This window comes from Streptomyces sp. RGM 3693 (assembly GCF_050471125.1).
Taxonomy (GTDB): domain Bacteria; phylum Actinomycetota; class Actinomycetes; order Streptomycetales; family Streptomycetaceae; genus Streptomyces.
The window spans coordinates 652242-669027 of the sequence record NZ_JBMPPQ010000003.1 but is presented as its reverse complement, the minus strand read 5'-3'; the positions used below and the strand labels follow the sequence as shown (position 1 = coordinate 669027).

The window sequence follows — 16786 nt, the reverse complement described above, 5'->3', positions numbered from 1 at the left end:
GACGCACCGTGCGGGTGGGAGGGAACGAAGACGGTCAGGCGGCGGACGGCCGGAGCGGTGGTGCCGTCGTCGACGGCCACGCCAACCGCAACAAGGGCCCCACGCCGCTGACGTTGGCGGACATTGGCACCGACGCCCCGCTGGACGTCACTGCCTGGGGCGCGGCGCACCGGCCCCGTTGACGTCCAGCGGTGCGCTCGCCCTCGGCGGCATGGCCGCCAGCGCGGCCTTCGCGATGTCCCGGGCCTCCGCCTCACAGGCAGGGTGCTTGGCGCGGTCCAGGTAGACCCGTAGCACGAGGTTGCCGTCGCGGACGTTGAGCTGGCAGCTCTTCGGGGCGTTGCCGGCGTCGGTGGTCGTCCAGTACGCCCCCTCGCCGAAGCCGAGCCCCGTCTGCTCGAACTCGCCCTTCAGGCTGTCGGCGAAGTCCTGCTGCTGGCGTTCGGTGCCGTTCTCGTCGGGGCGCGAACGGCGCAGTTCCCACGAAACGTCCGCACTGGGGGAGTAGTTCCAGCCGTCCGACTGCGGCTGGTCCCGGTCGAACCAGGAGCACTCGGTCTTCGCGCTGTCCGCCTGCTCCTGATAGACGTCCTTGTCCTTCCGCCGCTCCGCCCGCAGCGGAAGCTTGGACACCGCCTCCGAACACACCGGCATCGTCACGTACTTGTCCGGTGGCCCGCTGCCACCGTCGCGCAGCAGCAGGTACGCGCCCGCGCCGAGTCCCGCCGCGAGCACTGCCCCCGCCACCACCCACGTCACGGGGCGTCGGTGGCGGGGCGGCGCTGCGGGACTGTCGTACGTGGTGAGCATGGCCGTCCGCGGGGCGGGGGAGCCGGTGTCCCGCAGGAGTGCCGTGCGCTCGGGGTCGCCGTCGAGCAGGCCCGCGACCCGGGCCTGCTGCTCGTCGACCATCCGGTGCACGGCGGGCGGCCACGGCCGCGCCGCCGGGGCCACCGGGCCCAGGAGTGCGAGCAGTTCGCCCGGCGTGGGGCGCTCGGTCGGCTTCTTGGCCAGGCAGCGGGCGACGATCCCGTACAGGGACTGGGGAACACCGCTCAGGTCGGGTTCGGTGTGGACGACGTTGTAGAGCGTCTGGAGGGTGGACGGACCGGCGAACGGGCTGCGGCCGGTCGCCGCCAGGACGAGCACCGAACCGAGCGAGAACACATCGCTAGCCCCGGTCAGTTCCTGACTCTGCGCCTGCTCGGGCGACATGAAGGGCGGCGAGCCGACCACCCAGCCGGTGCCGGTGAGTTCGGTGGCGTCCCCGGACTCCGCCGCCCGCGCGATACCGAAGTCGATGACCCGGGCGCCGTCCTCGGCCAGCAGGACGTTCTCCGGCTTGAGATCGCGGTGGACGAGTCCGGCCCGGTGGATCTCGTCCAGTGCCGTAGCCAGGCCCACCGCCAGGCGGTGCAGGGCGCCCTCCGGCAGGGCGCCCGCGCGCTCCACGGCCGCTCCCAGCGACGGACCGGCCACGAACACCGAGGCCAGCCAAGGCAGTTCGGCGTCCGCGTCGGCGTCGAGGACGGCCGCGGTGTACGCGCCGGACACCTTCCGTGAGGCTGCCACCTCACGCCGGAAGCGGGACCGGAAGCCGTCGTCGGCGGCGTGCCGGGCGTGCACCAGTTTCACCGCCGCCGGTCGGCCGTCAGGTGCGACCCCGAGCAGGACGCGGCCCATGCCGCCCCGGCCGAGTTCGGTGAGCAGGGCGTAGGGGCCGGCCTTTTCCGGCAGCGGGTGCGCGGTGCTCACAGGGACTTCACCGCCGCGACACTCTGCCGGGCCAGGTCCTTGGTGAGGCCCTCACACACGCCCTTCGGGTAGTGGACGCCCTTGACCGCGATGAACAGTTCCAGATTGACGTCCCGGGCGTAGAGCACGCAGCTGCTCTCGGTGGAGTCCTTCAGCCACATGCCCTCCTCCACGAAGCCGAGCCCGGAGTCGCGCGGGGTGTGGGTGCCCATGAACATGCCCTCGTAATGCTCCTTCGCCTGTTCGGCGCCGGTGGGCCCGCCCGGACGGGAGGGGTAGAGGTCCCATTTGACGTCGATCTGGTCGCCGGAGCGGGTGGTCCAGACGCAGGTGGTCGACGGGTGCGTGTGTCCGTTGCCGTCGGACTGCTGCCACACGCCGGGGACGTTGCCCGACGGTGCGCCGAAACCGGCCGGGGCCTTGATGCTGCGGCCGGCCTGCGCACAGGTCGGGACCGTTTTGGTGTACCTGTCCGGCACCTTGGCGAGCGGCGTCGAGCCGGGCGTCGGCACGGGCTCGGGGAAGACCGAGTAGTACACGTCGGTCGGGCCGAGAACCAGGACGGTGACCGCAGCCGTCGCCAGCGCCACCCCTGCCACGATCGTGGCGAGCAGGCACCCGGGCCGGCGACGCAGCGCGGAGACCCGTGTCGTGGCGGCCGGAGTGGGCACGGCCGGAGTGGGCACGGTCGCCGCCGGGACGGGCGGGGACACGGGGGCGGCCGCCACGAGCCGGGTCGCCCAGGCCCGGCGCTCCGCGATCCGCTCGTACACCGTCTCCGGCCAGGGGCGCGCGGCGGGGGCGAGCGGGCCGATCAGATCGAGGAGTTGCCCGGGCGTCGGCCGCGCGGCCGGGTCCTTGGCCAGGCACGGGTCCACGATCCGGCGCAGCCGCGGCGGTACGGAGTCCAGGTCGGGGAGGTCGTGGGCGACGGCGTGCATCAGCGCCAGCGGCGAGTCCCCGGCGAACGGGCTGCGGCCCGTGCTGGCCGTGACGAGCGTGACGCCGAGCGAGAACACATCGCTCGCCGGGCCCGGTTGCTCGCCCCGGACCTGCTCGGGCGACATGAACGCCGGCGAACCGATCAGCGCGCCGGTGTGGGTCAGCTTCGTCTCGTGGTCGGCGGCCCGGGCGATCCCGAAGTCGACGACCCGTACGCCGTCCTCCGTCAGGAGCACGTTGGACGGCTTCAGGTCCCGGTGGACGAGCCCGGCCCGGTGGATGTCGTCCAGTGCCTGGGCGAGCCCGGCGGCGAGCAGCCGCACCGACTCCTCCGGCAGCGCCCCGCCCGTGTCCAACGCCTCGTGCAACGCCGGCCCCGGCAGGAAGAGCGAGGCGAGCCACGGCGTCCGCGCGTCCGGGTCGGCGTCGACGACCGGCGCGGTGTAGGCCCCGGACACCCGCCGCGACGCGTCCACCTCCCGCCGGAACCGCGACCGGAACCCGGGGTCCTCCGCCAGATCGGCATGCACCCGTTTGACGGCCACCAGCCGTCCGTCGGGCGCCACCCCGAGCAACACCTGCCCCATGCCGCCCTGTCCGAGCACCCCGACCGTCCGGAACGGCCCCACGTGCGTCGGGCCGTCCATTCCGAGCATCCGCATGCTGAATCCGCCCTCCCCCCAGAACAGAGGGGATCTTACTCAGACGGATCGACACGCGGACGCCCAGATGCTCGTCCAGTGCCTGAACGACGCATCCGGACGGCCCCGGAGCCCCGGCTCACGGCTGTCCGTGCGGCAAGTCGCGCTCCTCCGGGCGGTCACTACGCTGGTGAGTGGGCGGGCGACGAGGAGGTCATGATGCTCTTTCCCAACCGTTTTCCGGATCTGCTGACGCCCGATCCCCGGATGACCGCGGCGTTGACCACCGCCCAGGCGATGACGGGGACGATGTTTCCGACATTGGGGGTGCATCTGAACTGCCCCATCTCGGTGGCGGCAGTGCAGAATCCGACCAGCACCTCGCCGTCCTTCGCCTACGCCGGCTTCCGTGACACGGAGATGCACTTCTCTGGCAGCTTGCTGAAGGTGGCGGCCCTGATCGCGGCCTTCGAACTGCGGCAGAGCGCCTCCGATTTCGCGGTCACCGAAGGCGACTGCAGCGACAGCGCAGTGTTCGGCAATCTCAAGACCGCCTTCAACAGCGATATCCAGGCTGCCGCGCCACGGTTCCAGAGCGAGCCGGGAATCACCGAGCCCATGCGGGTGCCCAAATACCCTACGGTCTTCGGGTCACCGCAGGGTCTCGCCAGTGGCGGATGCCTGATGTCGTTCAACGCCACCTTCGAGTCGAACGTGCGCGGCATGATCGTGCCCAGCAACAACGAACAGAGCTCCGCCACGGTCCAAGCACTCGGCTACAGCTGGATCAACGGGCTCCTGGCCAATGCCGGCCTCTTCGATCCGAGTGCCAATCGGGGCATCTGGCTGGCCGGAACGTTCACCGGCGCCTTTCCCGCGGTGCGGGTGCCCTCCGTCAACGACGGCCCCTCGGCGCAGGCGACCACGACGATCGACATGACGCGATTCCTCGCGCTGCTCATCGAAGGTACGACGCTCGACGCGCGCAGCACCGACGGCATCGTCGCGGACATGCAGGGCCTGCTGTCGGATGCCCAGACCGTTGGCGACTCGTCGTTCATGACGACCGGAGCACGCCCCGGCATCGACGGCCTCGGCGCCGGCTTCACGATCACCCATTCCAAGATCGGGCTGGGCGATCTCAAGGCGGGGGGCGACGTGGCCTCCGAGGCGACCGTCCTCACCCATGACGCCAGCGGCCAGCAGTTCCTCGTCGTCTGGCAGAACCTGAAGAACCTCAACGACCGGCACAACGCGATGTCGTTCATGGTGCGCCAGACACTGCTGACGTTCCTCAACATTCCCTGACCGCCGTCGTGCCGCCGCACAGTGGCGGGGACCCGTGGTCGGAGTGAGCATGGAAGGGACGTGAGCGAAGTCGTCGCACTTCGCCATCACTCCCATGACCTCGCGATGAGGCGTTCCCCATGTCATTCCACCCCGCCCGTACGCTCGCCCTGAGGCTCTGGGAAGAGTCGCGCGGCGCTCCCGCCGAGGCTCAACACGACCACGGGGACCACCACGGCGGGGGCTTCGGCGGCGGGTTCGGCGGGGGCTTCGGCGGGGGGCACCCCGGCGGCCCGCCGCACGGTCCGCACCCGGGTCCGCACCCCGGCCCCGACCAGCCCCCGGACAACGGGCCGCACGAGCCGCACGAGGACGACAGCGCGGAAGGACCGTTCCGAGTGGTGCGGCCGGCGGACATGCTCGTCGTCGACCTCGGCCTGGTCAACCTGCGCTTCGACGGCCACCGCCTGGTGCGGCGCGACCCCGCCGCCCCCGCGCTCGTCCTCGTCGGGCTACCACCGCAGCACGTGCGGGAGGAGGTTCCCCCGACGATCGGCACCACGACCCCCGCACTCGGCCCCATGCGGGCCTTCACCGCCGACCCGACCCGGCTGGCCTTCTCGATACCGGCCGACCTGGACGGTCTGGACCTGTCGTTGGAATCGCTGCTCGACTGGGCGCGCCTGGTGCCGATGACGGTGCCGGCGGGCCTGCAGAGCCCGGACACCGCGGGAACGACGGTCTTCCAGGGCATCCCCAGAAGCGTCATCGAGTTCCCCGCCCGGCTGCTGATCACCTACGACGAGCCGGTGGACTGGGTGACCCCGCCACCGCCCCAACAGGGCGACGGCCGCACGGCGTTGTGGCACGCCCGGCTGCACGGCGCACGGGACGACGACGTCCTGCTGCGGGCCTTCGCCACGGTCGCGGGCCGGGGCCCGCTGTTCGAACTCAGCCCGCTCAGGGACGAGAACCTCGCGGACCTCGTCACCCTCACCAGCAGGGCCGAACTGCCCGTCCCGCCCGGCGACGTGCCCCTCACGGTCCCCAGCGCGCCCCTGCACGCCGAGCAGTTCGTCGTCACTCCGCAGGGCGCCTCGGCCCACCTGCACGGAGCCTGGGAGGCGCCCCCGCCAACCGACAAGCCACGGTACGAGCAGATCGGGCGGCACTTTCCGGACCTGGCGGCGTACGACCACATCACGGGCCTGGGGCGGGATCAGTTCCTCCGCGTCGTGATCCGCGGCCGGCTGTCCACCGGTCACGAGGCCCTCGATGTGCGAGAGGCCCGGCGGGTGTTCGTGGCGCGCCCGGACGACGGCATCGTCGCCTACCTCCAACTGGAGGAGTACATCGTCATCAAGCAGCCGGAGGTCCCGTACGGGGCGAGCTCCGGCTACACGCACGCGGGACGCGAAATGCCGTTCCGCTCGCTGCGCATCACCGACCGCGTCACCCCGCTGATCGAGCCGCACCTTCCGCCGATCCACCAGCACGGCCCGCAGCCCCAGCCGAACGCCCAGCCGTCCGATCCCTTCTGGGTGCAGCTCCGCGGTTCCGGTGAGGACTTCGACTTCACCATGATCGGCACGGATACGGAGGGGCGGAAGATCAGCTTCACCATGCCGCTGGTGTTCGTGCCCGACGGACTGAGGAATGCGCAGCAGCGGTTGGCGCCCCTGTTCGCCCCCGACCCCGATCCGCTCAAGGACAAGCTGCGGATACGCCGCACGACCCGGTCGATGGGCGGCCAGGTGATGGCCATGGCGCAGCCGCCGGACGACGCTCCCGGCAGCACCAGTCACGCGGTCGGCACCCTGACCTTCGGGCTCGGCACCCTCGGCCCCGGCGGCGGCCCCGTGGTGGGTCTGCCGCACGTGGCCGCCGCGACCGTGCGGGTCCCCGCCGTCGAGCAGTTCACCCCCCACGGCGGCGACCTCGCGGTCCAGTTCAACGCCACCTATCTCCGGCAGACGATGGCGAAGCATCCGGCCGGCGGGTACCTGGACCTGATGAACGCCGTCGCGCTCACCTTCGGGGCGGAACAGGCCGGGGGGCTCGCCAGTCCCAACGCCGCGGTCAAGACGATCACCAGCCGGGCAGGCGTCGTACCGGACGTCTTCAAGACCGACCCCACCACCGGCGAGGTCGTCGACGCGGCTCGCCTCACCGACATCCAAGCGGCCTTCGCGGGCGCCAAGCTGCTCGGCTTCATCGACCTCGGCAAGTTCCTGAAATCCCTCACCAAGGGCAACCTCGACACCCTGCGGCAGCTCGGTGACGACCAGATCGAGGCCATCCTGCGCGACCCGCAGGGCCTGCTGCCGGCGCCCGTGCTGCGCATCCGGGACCTGGCGGACGGACAGGGCAAGGAACTGCGGTACGTGTGGAAGCCCTCGTTGGCGCAGCCGATGAAGGACGGGAAGAAGGACCCGGACGACTTCCTCGACGTGAACGGCGCCTCGTTGGTCCTGGACGCCCGCACCGTCCGCTCGAAGGACGCCGTCGCCCAGGCCACCGTCGAGGGCAACCTGAGCAACTTCGCGCTGGACTTCGCCGGGATCGCCCAGGTGGTGTTCGCGGAACTGCACTTCAAGACCGGAGCGGGCCGGAAGCCCGAGGTGACGGCCAGCGGCGTGGAACTGAAGTTCAGCAACGAGTTGGAGTTCGTCAACACCCTCCGCAGCGCCCTGCCCGCCGACGTCTTCGGACCCGGCGCGTTCGTGGACGTCCAGCCCAGCGGCATCCACGCGGGCTACCAACTCGCGCTCCCCGCCATCGGCCTGGGCGTCTTCACCCTGTCCAACCTGGCACTGTCGGCCGAGCTGGCGGTGCCCTTCGACAACCAGCCGGTCTCCTTCCGCTTCTCGGTCTCCGAGCGGGAGCACCCCTTCAACGTCAGCGTCTCCCTGTTCGGGGGCGGCGGCTACTTCTCCCTCCTCGTCGGCGCCGACGGCGTGGAGCAGGTCGACGGCGCCCTGGAGTTCGGCGGCAACGCGGCACTGGACCTCGGCGTCGCCAGCGGCGGGGTGTCGGTCATGGCGGGCATCCACTTCACCTTCGCCAAGGGGGAAGTCTCCTTGGGCGGATACCTCCGGTGCAACGGCTTCCTGTCCGTGCTGGGCATCATCACGGTGTCGGTGGAGTTCTACCTGGAGCTCACCTACGAGAAGCACGGCCACGAGTCGGTGGTCCGCGGCCGGGGCACCCTCACGGTCAGCGTGCGGATCGCCTTCTTCAGCAAGTCCGTCGAACTCACCCTGGAGCGGAGCTTCTCCGGCGCGCCCGGCGACCCGACCTTCGCCGCCTGCGTCGCGAGGGACGACTGGCACCAGTACTGCGAGACGTTCGCCCCGATCCCCGCGGGAGCCGACCATGGCCGCTGAACAGCACCTCACCTGGACCGTTCTGCCCGCCGGCCTCTCGGACGACGGTACCCAGGCCCGGGTGTCGGTCTTCGTCGCGCCCCGCCTCGACACCCCCGGCCAGGCGGCCGAGACCACCCTGGGGCACTTCCCCGACTTCCTCACCTGGCCGGACAAGGTCAAGGCGGCCACGTTCGACTTCGCCACCGGGGACGGCACGCCCGCGGCGACCACGTCCGTCGCCGGCCCGCTGACGCCGCAGGGCTCGGGCCCCGACACGCACGTGTGGACGAGCCTCTTCCACTCGGACACGCCACTGCAGCCCTACGTCTTCGACGACCCCGCCCATCGGCAGTACCGCACCTACTCGGCCAAGGGAGTCAGGACGGTCACCCGGAACACCTACGTCGACACGGCCACGTCGTCGCCCGAGACACCGCCTCCGACCGGCGGCCTGCTCGGCTCGCTGGGCGCCGCACCCGCGGACGCCGACGACGTGGCCGCGGCGACCGGCGGCACCACCGGATCCGACGCCGAGCTGCGCCAGGCACTCACCGACCTGGGCACGTTCCACACGACCAGGGCGCCCAAGATCCATGGTGAAAAGCCCCCACAGCCACCGCGACCGAGCCTGCCGCCGGTGGACTTCCACCAGATGCTCACCTCGCTCGGGGACCACCCTGCGCTGCTCCGGCGCCTCGGCCTGGTCCTGGACTTCCTCCTGCCGGCCGACCGGCTGCCCGTCTCCTCGGGCGAACGGTTCCTGACCGTCACCCCCCACTGGACGTCCGCACTGGGGTCGGACTCGCACGACGTGCCCCTGCGCACCCGGTACGTCTTCCTCCTGGACTTCCTCCCGGGCCGTCATGTCTTCGCCCCCGGGTCCCGGTCCCGGACGGCCGCCGATCCGCTCGCGCCGCCGTCCCGCGGTGTGGAGGCGCTGCCCGAGGCGACGTTCTCCGTCGAACAGGCCGACATCGACGGTGCCGCCCTCAAGTTGCTGTCCCTCCCGTCGGACGCCAGGGGACTGTCCACGGTCCGCACCCATGGGATCTCGCTCGTCCGGGACAAGCGCCTGGACAGCCTCATGGCGGAGTTCGGACGGGCCGCGGAACACCACACGGCCCTGACCCGGGTGCTGGCACTGGACGGCGCGACCGTCCCGGCGCCGGATCCGGACTCCGCACCTCCGGGAGCCGCCCCGACCGACGCACAACCCCCCGACGCCCCCGAGCTGTTCGCCGAGGACCTGATCCGCGGTCACCGGATGGACATCTGGGACGAACAACAGCGCCACTGGTTCTCCCTGCACGAGCGCGAGGTGGAGTACCGGCAACCGCACGGCGGACCGCTCCTGCTCACCGCCTCCGACGAGGGCTTCTTCCAGGTCAACCTGGTCTCACCACCGCCCGAGAACCACGACCGCCACCTCGCCGTACCCGAGCAACTGGTCACCTGGGACGGATGGTCGCTGTCCACGCACCGCCCGGGCCGGGCGCTGGACATCGACGAGGGATCCGTCGAGAACGACAGACCCCCCAACCCTCCGGTGTCGATCAGCAACGAGGCGAAGACGCAACTGCCCCTGGAGATCACGGCCACGGCGCGGCCCGGCTCGCTGCCCAGGCTGCGGTTCGGCCACGAGTACCGGGTGCGGCTGCGCACCGTCGACCTGGCGGGCAACGGCCCCGACGTCCCGGCGGCCGACGAGCTGATGACCGGGGAGGGCCTGGCGCTGCCCGGTGCCGGGTTGCTGATCTTCCGGAGGTTCGAGGCCGTCCCGGCGCCCGCCGTGGCCCCCAGACTGCCCTTCGGGGAAGGCGCCTCGGCCTTCCGGATGGTGATCCGCAGCAGCCCGGGGGCCGGGCCGCCGCCGGTCGCTCCGCCCGGCCCCGGGGGAAGTCCGGTGCGAGTCGCCCTCGCCCGTGTCCAGTTCGGCCAGACCAACGAGGACGTCCGCATCGTGCAGCAGGCCCTCATCGACCGCGGCCACTCCCTCCCCGGAGGCGCGGACGGCGTCTTCGGCAACCAGACCAGGGCCGCCTACGCGCAGGAGCAACGCGACCAGGGCTTCACCGGGAGCGACGCCGACGGCATCCCCGGCTGCACCTCCCTCACCGAACTCGGCCGCAAGAGCGGCTTCACGGTCGACTGCGGCGCCGTTACCACGGCCGCCAGCCCCGGCCCCGGGACGGGCCGCACGGCGGAGCAGTACGCCGCCGACTTCAACCGCTCGTCGCTGGTCACAGTGGACGGACACGCCCCGTACCAGGGCGTCGACGAACGCCATATGGTCGCCCCCAAGGCGTCGTTGCGCTGCGTCGAGTGGCACGGACGGCTGGACGCGGCCATCGGCTCCACCGACCGCAACGTCCAGAACACCATCTACGACCTGGCCGTACGCGAGAGCCGTTCGCTGGACGACCCGTCGCAGCCGAACGTCCATCTGGAGCCGATCAAGTCACCGGCGGCGGACCCCAAGAACCCGGCGGTCAACGCCCTGCACACCGGCGAGCAGATCGAACTGCCCTATCTTCCCGATCCGTTGGCCACGGGGGCGGTCTTCCTCGACCTGCCGGGCATGCCCCCCGGCGAGCCGTTCCCGGTCCCCTGGGGCGGCGAGGTCTGGCACCGTCCCCGGTCCTTCCGGCTGCGGCTGGCCGAAGGCACCGGACCGCCCCGCTTCGACGAGGCGTCCCGAGTCCTGACCGTGTTGCTGCCGAAGGGCGCCGTGGCGACCGTCCGGGTGTCCTCCCGGATCGACTTCGACGAGCGGATCATGGGGGTGGCCGCGTGGTGCCGGGAGCCGCCCGACCAGGCAGCCCTGCTCACGGCCGGGACGGAAGCGGACGCGTCGGCGGGGCGGACGGCCGACCGGCAACTGGCCGACGAGACACTGGCACTGGCGGCGGCCAGCCGGCACTGGATGTTCACGCCCTGGCACGAACTGACGCTCGTGCACGCGGTGCAAGAGCCCCTCCGGACACCGGTGTTGGAGCTGTCCACCGCCGCCTCACCACGCGCCGCCGGCGCGACCGCCGAACACCTCGCCGGTACCGTCGCCCTCGACGAGGGGACCACCGGCCGCATCGACCTGGTCGCCGAGTGGACCGAGGTGACGGACGGCGGACCCACCGGCCGTGCCACCCGGCCGATGACCGTCCCGGTGTTCGGCCTGCTGACGGCGCGGGCGTCCAAGGACGGCGTCCCCGGCGCCGAACCCGCCGTCCTGCACGACGGCGTCCTGACCTTCAGCACCCAGGCGGCCGAGGACAAGGCGAAGGCGATCCAAGCCGACCCCCACAGCCTGGACAAGTCCCCGCCCGCACCCCAGAAGCACGAGTTCGGCGACACCAAACACCGAACGGTGCGCTACCGCCCCATCGCCGGCAGCACGTTCGGGGACTGCTTCCCTCCGCAGTTCGCCGGTCCCGGCCAGCACGTGCTGACCGTCGAGGGGGACGCGAAGGAACACTCGGTGCTGAGCAGCGCACCCCCCACCGCGCCACGGCTGCTGTACTGCATGCCCACCCTCGCCTTCGAGCCCGTCGACGGACCACCCGGCACCCTCGTCCACCGCCGACGCGGCGGCGGAATCCGGGTGTACCTCGACCGACCCTGGTTCTCCTCCGGCGACGGCGAACTGCTCGGCGTGGTCCTCGGCGAGCCACCGGGCGGCGACCCGACTTCCGTACGCGACGCCTGGGTCACCCTGATGGGCCGCGACCCGATCCACCGTTCCGCGCCCGTCGTCGCCCCGACCGCGGCCACGTTCCCCCACGCGGAGCGGCAGTCCGGGAGCCTCTCCGTCCCCACGCCCTCCGGCCCGCTCCCGGTCACGGTCGTGGGCTTCACCCCGCAGTTCGAGGCGGACGCGAAGGGCGGCCGCTGGTTCTGCGACCTGGACCTGGACATCGGGGACGCCTGCCTGCCCTTCGTCCGGCTCGCCCTGGTCCGCTTCCAGCCGGAGGCGATCCCCGGAGCCGAGATCTCCCGGGTCGTCCTCGCCGACCTGGTGCGCACCCTGCCCGACCGGGAACTGCGGGTCACACTCGGCGAGACGCTTACGATCAGCGTCACCGGCCCCTCCTGGGACCCCACCGGCTCGCAGCCACCGCGGATCACCGCCACGCTCCAGCGCCGGAACCGCGTCGTCGACGACGAGGACCTCGGCTGGGTGCCGCTCGACGACACCGCCACCACACTCACCTCGATCGACGCGGAGTCCTCCCGGACGCCCTTCTACACGGGCCAGGTCCCGATACCCCCCGAACACCGCGGCGCCCCGCTGCGCCTGCTGGTCATGGAAACCGAGGGCATCCCGGCCGACGGATCCACCACCCCATCCACCACTCCATCCGCCACCCCGGGCCCGGTCATCTACTGCGACACCGTCAACCTCCCACCGGGGCACGGCGGCCCGGACGGCGGCCACGACGGGCATGACGGCCACCACGGCGATGGCGGGGACGACGGGCCGGGCGATCACGGTGGGCCGGGCGACCATGGTGGGCCGGGTGACCATGGTGGGCACGGCGGGCCGGGCGACCACGGGGATCACGGCGACCACGGCGGTCCTGGCTTCCACGGGGGTCCCGGCTTCCACGGGGGTCCGGGTTTCCACGGTGGGGGCCCCTGAGTGACTCCTGAGCGCCTCCGGCCGCCGCGACCGCCGCGGCCGCCGAGTCCAGGGAACGCGAAGACACCGCCTCGCGCCGAGGCTGTCAGCGGCGCAGCGCCTCGAAGGCGCGCCGCGCGGCCATCCCGATGGCGAGGTCGATGTCCGGTGCGAGGTTGGCCCGGCGGTCGGAGCGGGTGAGCGCGGCCATCGCCACCCGGTCGCCGACCTCGGATTCCACCACGCCGATCTCGTGCCGCAGGTGCAGGAACGTGCCCGTCTTGCCACTCACCCGGAGCGTGTCCGCGCGCAGTTCGCTCGCCAGCCGGTGGGTGAAGACCTGCCGTCCCATCAACCGACGCAGTTCCGCGCAGGCATCGGGATGCGCGATCTCGTCCCGCCACGCCCGTTGCAGCAGGTCGACCAGAGCGGTGGCGGTGCCGGCGTTGGCATGCGCCGGATCCAGCGTCTCAATGGTGTGCCGCCCCGAGTGGTCGTCGCGGATGGCCAGCTCCAGGGCGAGGGAGAAGTCGTTGCCCGCGGCCCCGGCGGCGCACTCGTACATGCGGTTCAGCCGATGCCGAACACGCAGGTCAACGCACCCCCAGGCGCGCAACCGAGCATCGACCTCGTCCGCCGGAACCAGGTCGAACAACGCGTCGGCGGCGGCATTGTCGCTCACCGAGAGCATCATCAGCAGCAGGTCGCCGACGGCCACCGTGGCCGGGTGTCGGAACGCCGCCAGGCCGGTGGGCCCGACACTGCTCGTGGCGGGGTCGACGACCACGGGCCTCGCCGCGTCGAGCTCCCCGGTCGCGATCCGGTCCAGCGCGACGAGGGCGAGCGGGACCTTGACCACCGAGGCGAGCGGTACCGATGTGCCGACGTCGAAGCCGAGTTGCTCACCGGTGTCGATGTGCCGGGCCAGGAACGAGCCGCGGACACCAACGGCCGCCCACTCCGCGGCGATCGTCTCGGCGATGTCGAAGAGGTCCGCGTCATCGGCGACGCAGACCGGCCGGGGTGCCTGTCGGGCGCTCATCCGTGCGCCGCCAATCGGGACGCGCCGTCCTCGCCCGCGACCCCGGCCGCCGCCGTGGTCGGCTCGGCCGCGCCGGCACCGACCGCGGCGGCCAACAGCGTGACCAACCAGTGCGGTACCTGCGCCGGGCCCCGGTCGCGGTCCGCCGCGCGCAGGTCGTATCCGCGGTGCAGCGCGGCATCGCCCAGCGGCGCCCAACTCGCCCCGTGCCGCTGGGCGAACGGCTCGGCACACAGCAGCGTCACCTGCCCGGCCAGGGTCTCGACCAGTGCGGCCGCCACCGGCCCGGCCGGTCGGACCGTGGCCTCCGGCAGCCCGGCCCGCGCGACGGCGCGGCGCAGCCGGTCCTGCGCGTAGGGGACGTGGTCCTCCACCATCGTGAGGATCGGCACCGCAGCCGGTCGCTCGTGCCGGGCCCCCTTCCCGCGCCGCGGTCGCAGATCCTCCAGGTGGACCGCGCGCCGACGCGTCCGCAGCCGGCCCTCGGACGGCACGGGACGCGCACCGCCCGGTGCGTCCGACGGCGCGGACGCCAGGCCGAGCGGTACCCGCAGCGCGGCGTTCTCCGGGGGAACCCGAACCAACGCGTACGCCAGCGAGGCATCGGCCAGGCCCGCCGCGCGCTCCGCCGGCGGCAGCTCCCGCACTCCGAACGTGGTGCCGCGCTCGGCACCGGCGCGGAGGACGCGCGCCAGCGCCGCCGCGCCGCAATCCGCCGGTACGCCGACGGCACGCACCGCCGACTGCCGGGCCGACCGGGCGACGTGCCGCAGCCGTTGGGCCCGGTCCAGCACGTCCCGGGCGTACGGCAGCAGGAGGACACCCAACTCGGTGGTGGAGACCTGCCGCCGGGAACGGTCGAACAGCTGGCCGTCGACGTGCGCCTCCAGCGTCTTGATGCGTCGGCTGAGGAGCGGTTGGGCGATCCCGAGCCGCTCGGCAGCGCGCGAGAAGCTCGCCTCGTCGACGGCCGCGACGTACGCCTCAAGGTGCGCGAGCAGGTCCATACTGCACTCATATCAATAAGTTATGGCGAATTCAATGTTCACTCTTGGACATGGGTGGAGCTCTGCTGCTTCGCTGTCCCCGTCGAAGCCTCGCGCGGTCGAGGCTTCGAGGACCTCACCACGGACGAACCGGGAGATCCCTGCGCATGACCAGCGCCACCCCTCTGCCCCGACGCGGCCTGCTCAAGGCCGGCCTCGCCGCCTCCACCGCCGTACTCGCCGCCGCGTCGTCGTCGCCCGCATCGGCGACTGCCACTGGCCAACTACGCGGCATGACAGGTGAGTTGCGTGACCTTGAGCGACGGTATGCGGCACGCCTGGGCATCTACGCCCGCAACGTCCGCACCGGGCAGGTCGTCGCCTACCGAGCCCAGGAGCGGTTCGCGATGTGCTCGACCTTCAAGACGGTCGCGGCCGCCGCGGTCCTGCGCGACCACGCACGCTGCGCGCCGCTGGACAAGGTGATCCACTATCCGCCGGCGGACATCCTCCCGAACTCCCCGAAGACCAAGGAGCACATGGACACCGGCATGGCGGTGTGGGACCTCTGCGCGGCCGCGATCCAGTACAGCGACAACGCGGCCGGCAACCTCCTGCTGCGCCAGATCGGCGGCCCCGACGGCCTCACGCGGTTCTTCCGGTCGATGGGCGACCCGGTCAGCCGACTCGACCGCTGGGAGACCGACCTCAACTCCGCCGTCCCCGGCGACCTGCGCGACACCACCACACCGGAGGCGATCGGCACCAGCTACGGGCGGTTGACGGTGGGCCGGGCGCTGGCCGATGCCGATCGCGAGCAGCTCGTCACCTGGCTCAAGGGCAACACCACCAGCGGAGAACGATTCCGCACCGGACTGCCGCACAACTGGGTCGTCGGCGACAAGACCGGCACCGGTGACTACGCCGCCGCCAACGACATCGGCGTCGCCTGGACCACCAGGCAGACACCGATCGTGCTGGCCGTGCTGTCGTCGAAGACCACCAAGGACGCCCCGGTGGACAACGCACTGATTGCGGACGCGGCACGCATCGTCGCGCGCACCCTCGCCCCCGGCGAATGATCTCTCACCCGCAGCCGGACGGTGCACCACTGACTGCTGCGCGACCTCGCTGGCCAGGCAACCAGCACCGCCCGCCCGTACCAGGCACCCGGGAACCCGCACCGTGAGAGAGTGACGCGCATGCCCAACTCCCCAGTCCCTCCCGCGCGAAGGCACAGACACGTGGTCGCCGGGGCCCTCCTCGTCAGTGCTGCCCTGGCCCTGACCGCCTGCGGCCAGCAGCGCGTTGCCGCCGGCGCCCCGACCCCGCCGGCCGGCCCCAGTGCCAGCCCCAGTCACCCTTCCACCGCCAGCCCCACCGCCACTCCCACACCGTCCGGCGCCAGCCCGTACGTGGAACCGTGATCCCACGACGGCGCCCCGCACTACGGCGACAACAACGCCTTCCGTCGCCCCGGAGAGATGTCCCCCACCAGCGAGAAGGACGCCCAGCACGAGGCCGCCCGCATCGAACCGGTCCTCAAGCGGCTCTGGCAACAGAAGAAGTGGGACCCCAAGAGCGTGCGTGCCGCGCTCATCGGACTCGGCTACGAGGAAGAGCGGGCCGGGCCGAAGGGCGAGCGGAGCGGCGGGCAGCTCGCCGTACGGGGCATGGAACCCCGCTTCGAGGGCGATCACTACGTGACGCCGGAAGGCACGCGGATCGGCGTCCGGGTCCACCCGGACGCCTGCGTCACCGCATTCGTGCAGCAGACCAACTACCAAGTGCAGACCAATGGGCCCTACCTGGAAAGCGGTTGCTTCGAACCGCCCTTCGGGCACTGAGGCCGTCGGCTGGACGTTCCTCAGACCTGCGGAGGGGAGGAGGGCTCCTCCCGCGGCGTGGACGTGACCGGAAGCAGCTGGGCCCGGGCGTGCGCGACGGCCTCGGCGGCGGTGGTGAAGAGGGCGCCCGAACGCGACCGGTCCACCGGTGCTTTTCGGCCTCTGCTTCTTCGAAGCTCCACCGCGGTTCCCACCCTTTCCCGAAAGCTGCCGCTGGTCGTTCATGTCGGGAAAGGGAATCCCCGATATGGCTGGCCGAAACGCAAAACACCCGAAGCGGAAGTGGCGTGAAAACGCTCAACC

The 16786-nt window shown here is 71.9% G+C and carries 11 protein-coding genes; 6 read left to right on the top strand and 5 right to left on the bottom strand.

Annotated elements, in window-relative coordinates:
* Positions 1 to 14: 14 nt before the first annotated feature.
* On the top strand, positions 15 to 182 hold the full coding sequence (locus ACO0M4_RS31675; RefSeq protein WP_430374510.1) for a hypothetical protein: 168 nt from the start codon (positions 15 to 17) through the stop codon (positions 180 to 182).
* Here ACO0M4_RS31675 and ACO0M4_RS31670 read toward each other — a convergent pair.
* Together ACO0M4_RS31670 and ACO0M4_RS31665 are read right to left on the bottom strand one after the other, a co-directional pair.
* Entirely contained in the window at positions 148 to 1755 is a 1608-nt protein-coding gene (locus ACO0M4_RS31670) for a serine/threonine-protein kinase (RefSeq protein WP_430374509.1), read from the bottom strand. The two genes, ACO0M4_RS31675 and ACO0M4_RS31670, sit on opposite strands and share 35 nt — an antisense overlap.
* Positions 1752 to 3359 carry a serine/threonine protein kinase gene (locus ACO0M4_RS31665; protein ID WP_430374508.1) on the bottom strand — a complete coding sequence of 536 codons (1608 nt, stop codon included), beginning with the start codon at positions 3357 to 3359 and terminating at the stop codon, positions 1752 to 1754. The genes ACO0M4_RS31670 and ACO0M4_RS31665 overlap by 4 nt, the downstream gene beginning before the upstream one ends.
* A gap of 198 nt (positions 3360 to 3557) precedes the next feature.
* On the opposite strand from ACO0M4_RS31665, the gene ACO0M4_RS31660 reads away from it, so the two are divergent.
* The 3 genes from ACO0M4_RS31660 to ACO0M4_RS31650 all read left to right on the top strand — a co-directional run bounded on the left by ACO0M4_RS31660 (position 3558) and on the right by ACO0M4_RS31650 (position 12629).
* The gene (locus ACO0M4_RS31660; RefSeq protein WP_430374507.1) at positions 3558 to 4646 is read left to right on the top strand and encodes a hypothetical protein; all 1089 of its coding nucleotides are present in this window, start codon (positions 3558 to 3560) and stop codon (positions 4644 to 4646) included.
* A 119-nt stretch (positions 4647 to 4765) separates the two neighbouring features.
* Complete coding sequence (locus ACO0M4_RS31655) at positions 4766 to 8011, top strand: hypothetical protein (RefSeq protein WP_430374506.1); 3246 nt, start codon at positions 4766 to 4768, stop codon at positions 8009 to 8011.
* Entirely contained in the window at positions 8001 to 12629 is a 4629-nt protein-coding gene (locus tag ACO0M4_RS31650; RefSeq protein ID WP_430374505.1) for a peptidoglycan-binding protein, read from the top strand. Before ACO0M4_RS31655 ends, ACO0M4_RS31650 begins: the two co-directional genes overlap by 11 nt.
* Positions 12630 to 12714: 85 nt before the next feature.
* Here the strand turns inward: ACO0M4_RS31650 and ACO0M4_RS31645 are convergent, their stop codons facing one another.
* Both ACO0M4_RS31645 and ACO0M4_RS31640 read right to left on the bottom strand, forming a co-directional pair.
* Positions 12715 to 13650 (bottom strand): serine hydrolase, encoded by a 936-nt coding sequence (locus tag ACO0M4_RS31645; protein WP_430374504.1) that lies wholly within the window; start codon positions 13648 to 13650, stop codon positions 12715 to 12717.
* Complete coding sequence (locus ACO0M4_RS31640; RefSeq protein ID WP_430374503.1) at positions 13647 to 14657, bottom strand: LysR family transcriptional regulator; 1011 nt, start codon at positions 14655 to 14657, stop codon at positions 13647 to 13649. Before ACO0M4_RS31640 ends, ACO0M4_RS31645 begins: the two co-directional genes overlap by 4 nt.
* A 146-nt stretch (positions 14658 to 14803) precedes the next feature.
* On the opposite strand from ACO0M4_RS31640, the gene bla reads away from it, so the two are divergent.
* Complete coding sequence (gene bla, locus ACO0M4_RS31635; RefSeq protein ID WP_430374502.1) at positions 14804 to 15718, top strand: class A beta-lactamase; 915 nt, start codon at positions 14804 to 14806, stop codon at positions 15716 to 15718.
* 402 nt (positions 15719 to 16120) lie between these two features.
* Positions 16121 to 16483 (top strand): hypothetical protein, encoded by a 363-nt coding sequence (locus ACO0M4_RS31630; RefSeq protein WP_430374501.1) that lies wholly within the window; start codon positions 16121 to 16123, stop codon positions 16481 to 16483.
* A 20-nt stretch (positions 16484 to 16503) separates the two neighbouring features.
* On the opposite strand, the gene ACO0M4_RS31625 is transcribed toward ACO0M4_RS31630, so the two are convergent.
* Positions 16504 to 16629, bottom strand: a complete 126-nt coding sequence (locus tag ACO0M4_RS31625) for a hypothetical protein (RefSeq protein ID WP_430374500.1) — start codon at positions 16627 to 16629, stop codon at positions 16504 to 16506.
* Positions 16630 to 16786: the final 157 nt, after the last annotated feature.

Bases quoted from the DNA above. Each gene is read 5' to 3' on its own strand.
- ACO0M4_RS31650 (WP_430374505.1), top strand. From the start codon at position 8,001: ATGGCCGCTGAACAGCACCTCACCTGGACCGTTCTGCCCGCCGGCCTC.
- ACO0M4_RS31630 (WP_430374501.1), top strand. From the start codon at position 16,121: ATGTCCCCCACCAGCGAGAAGGACGCCCAGCACGAGGCCGCCCGCATC.
- ACO0M4_RS31660 (WP_430374507.1), top strand. From the start codon at position 3,558: ATGCTCTTTCCCAACCGTTTTCCGGATCTGCTGACGCCCGATCCCCGG.
- bla (WP_430374502.1), top strand. From the start codon at position 14,804: ATGACCAGCGCCACCCCTCTGCCCCGACGCGGCCTGCTCAAGGCCGGC.
- ACO0M4_RS31640 (WP_430374503.1), bottom strand. From the start codon at position 14,657: ATGGACCTGCTCGCGCACCTTGAGGCGTACGTCGCGGCCGTCGACGAG.
- ACO0M4_RS31645 (WP_430374504.1), bottom strand. From the start codon at position 13,650: ATGAGCGCCCGACAGGCACCCCGGCCGGTCTGCGTCGCCGATGACGCG.
- ACO0M4_RS31655 (WP_430374506.1), top strand. From the start codon at position 4,766: ATGTCATTCCACCCCGCCCGTACGCTCGCCCTGAGGCTCTGGGAAGAG.
- ACO0M4_RS31665 (WP_430374508.1), bottom strand. From the start codon at position 3,359: ATGCGGATGCTCGGAATGGACGGCCCGACGCACGTGGGGCCGTTCCGG.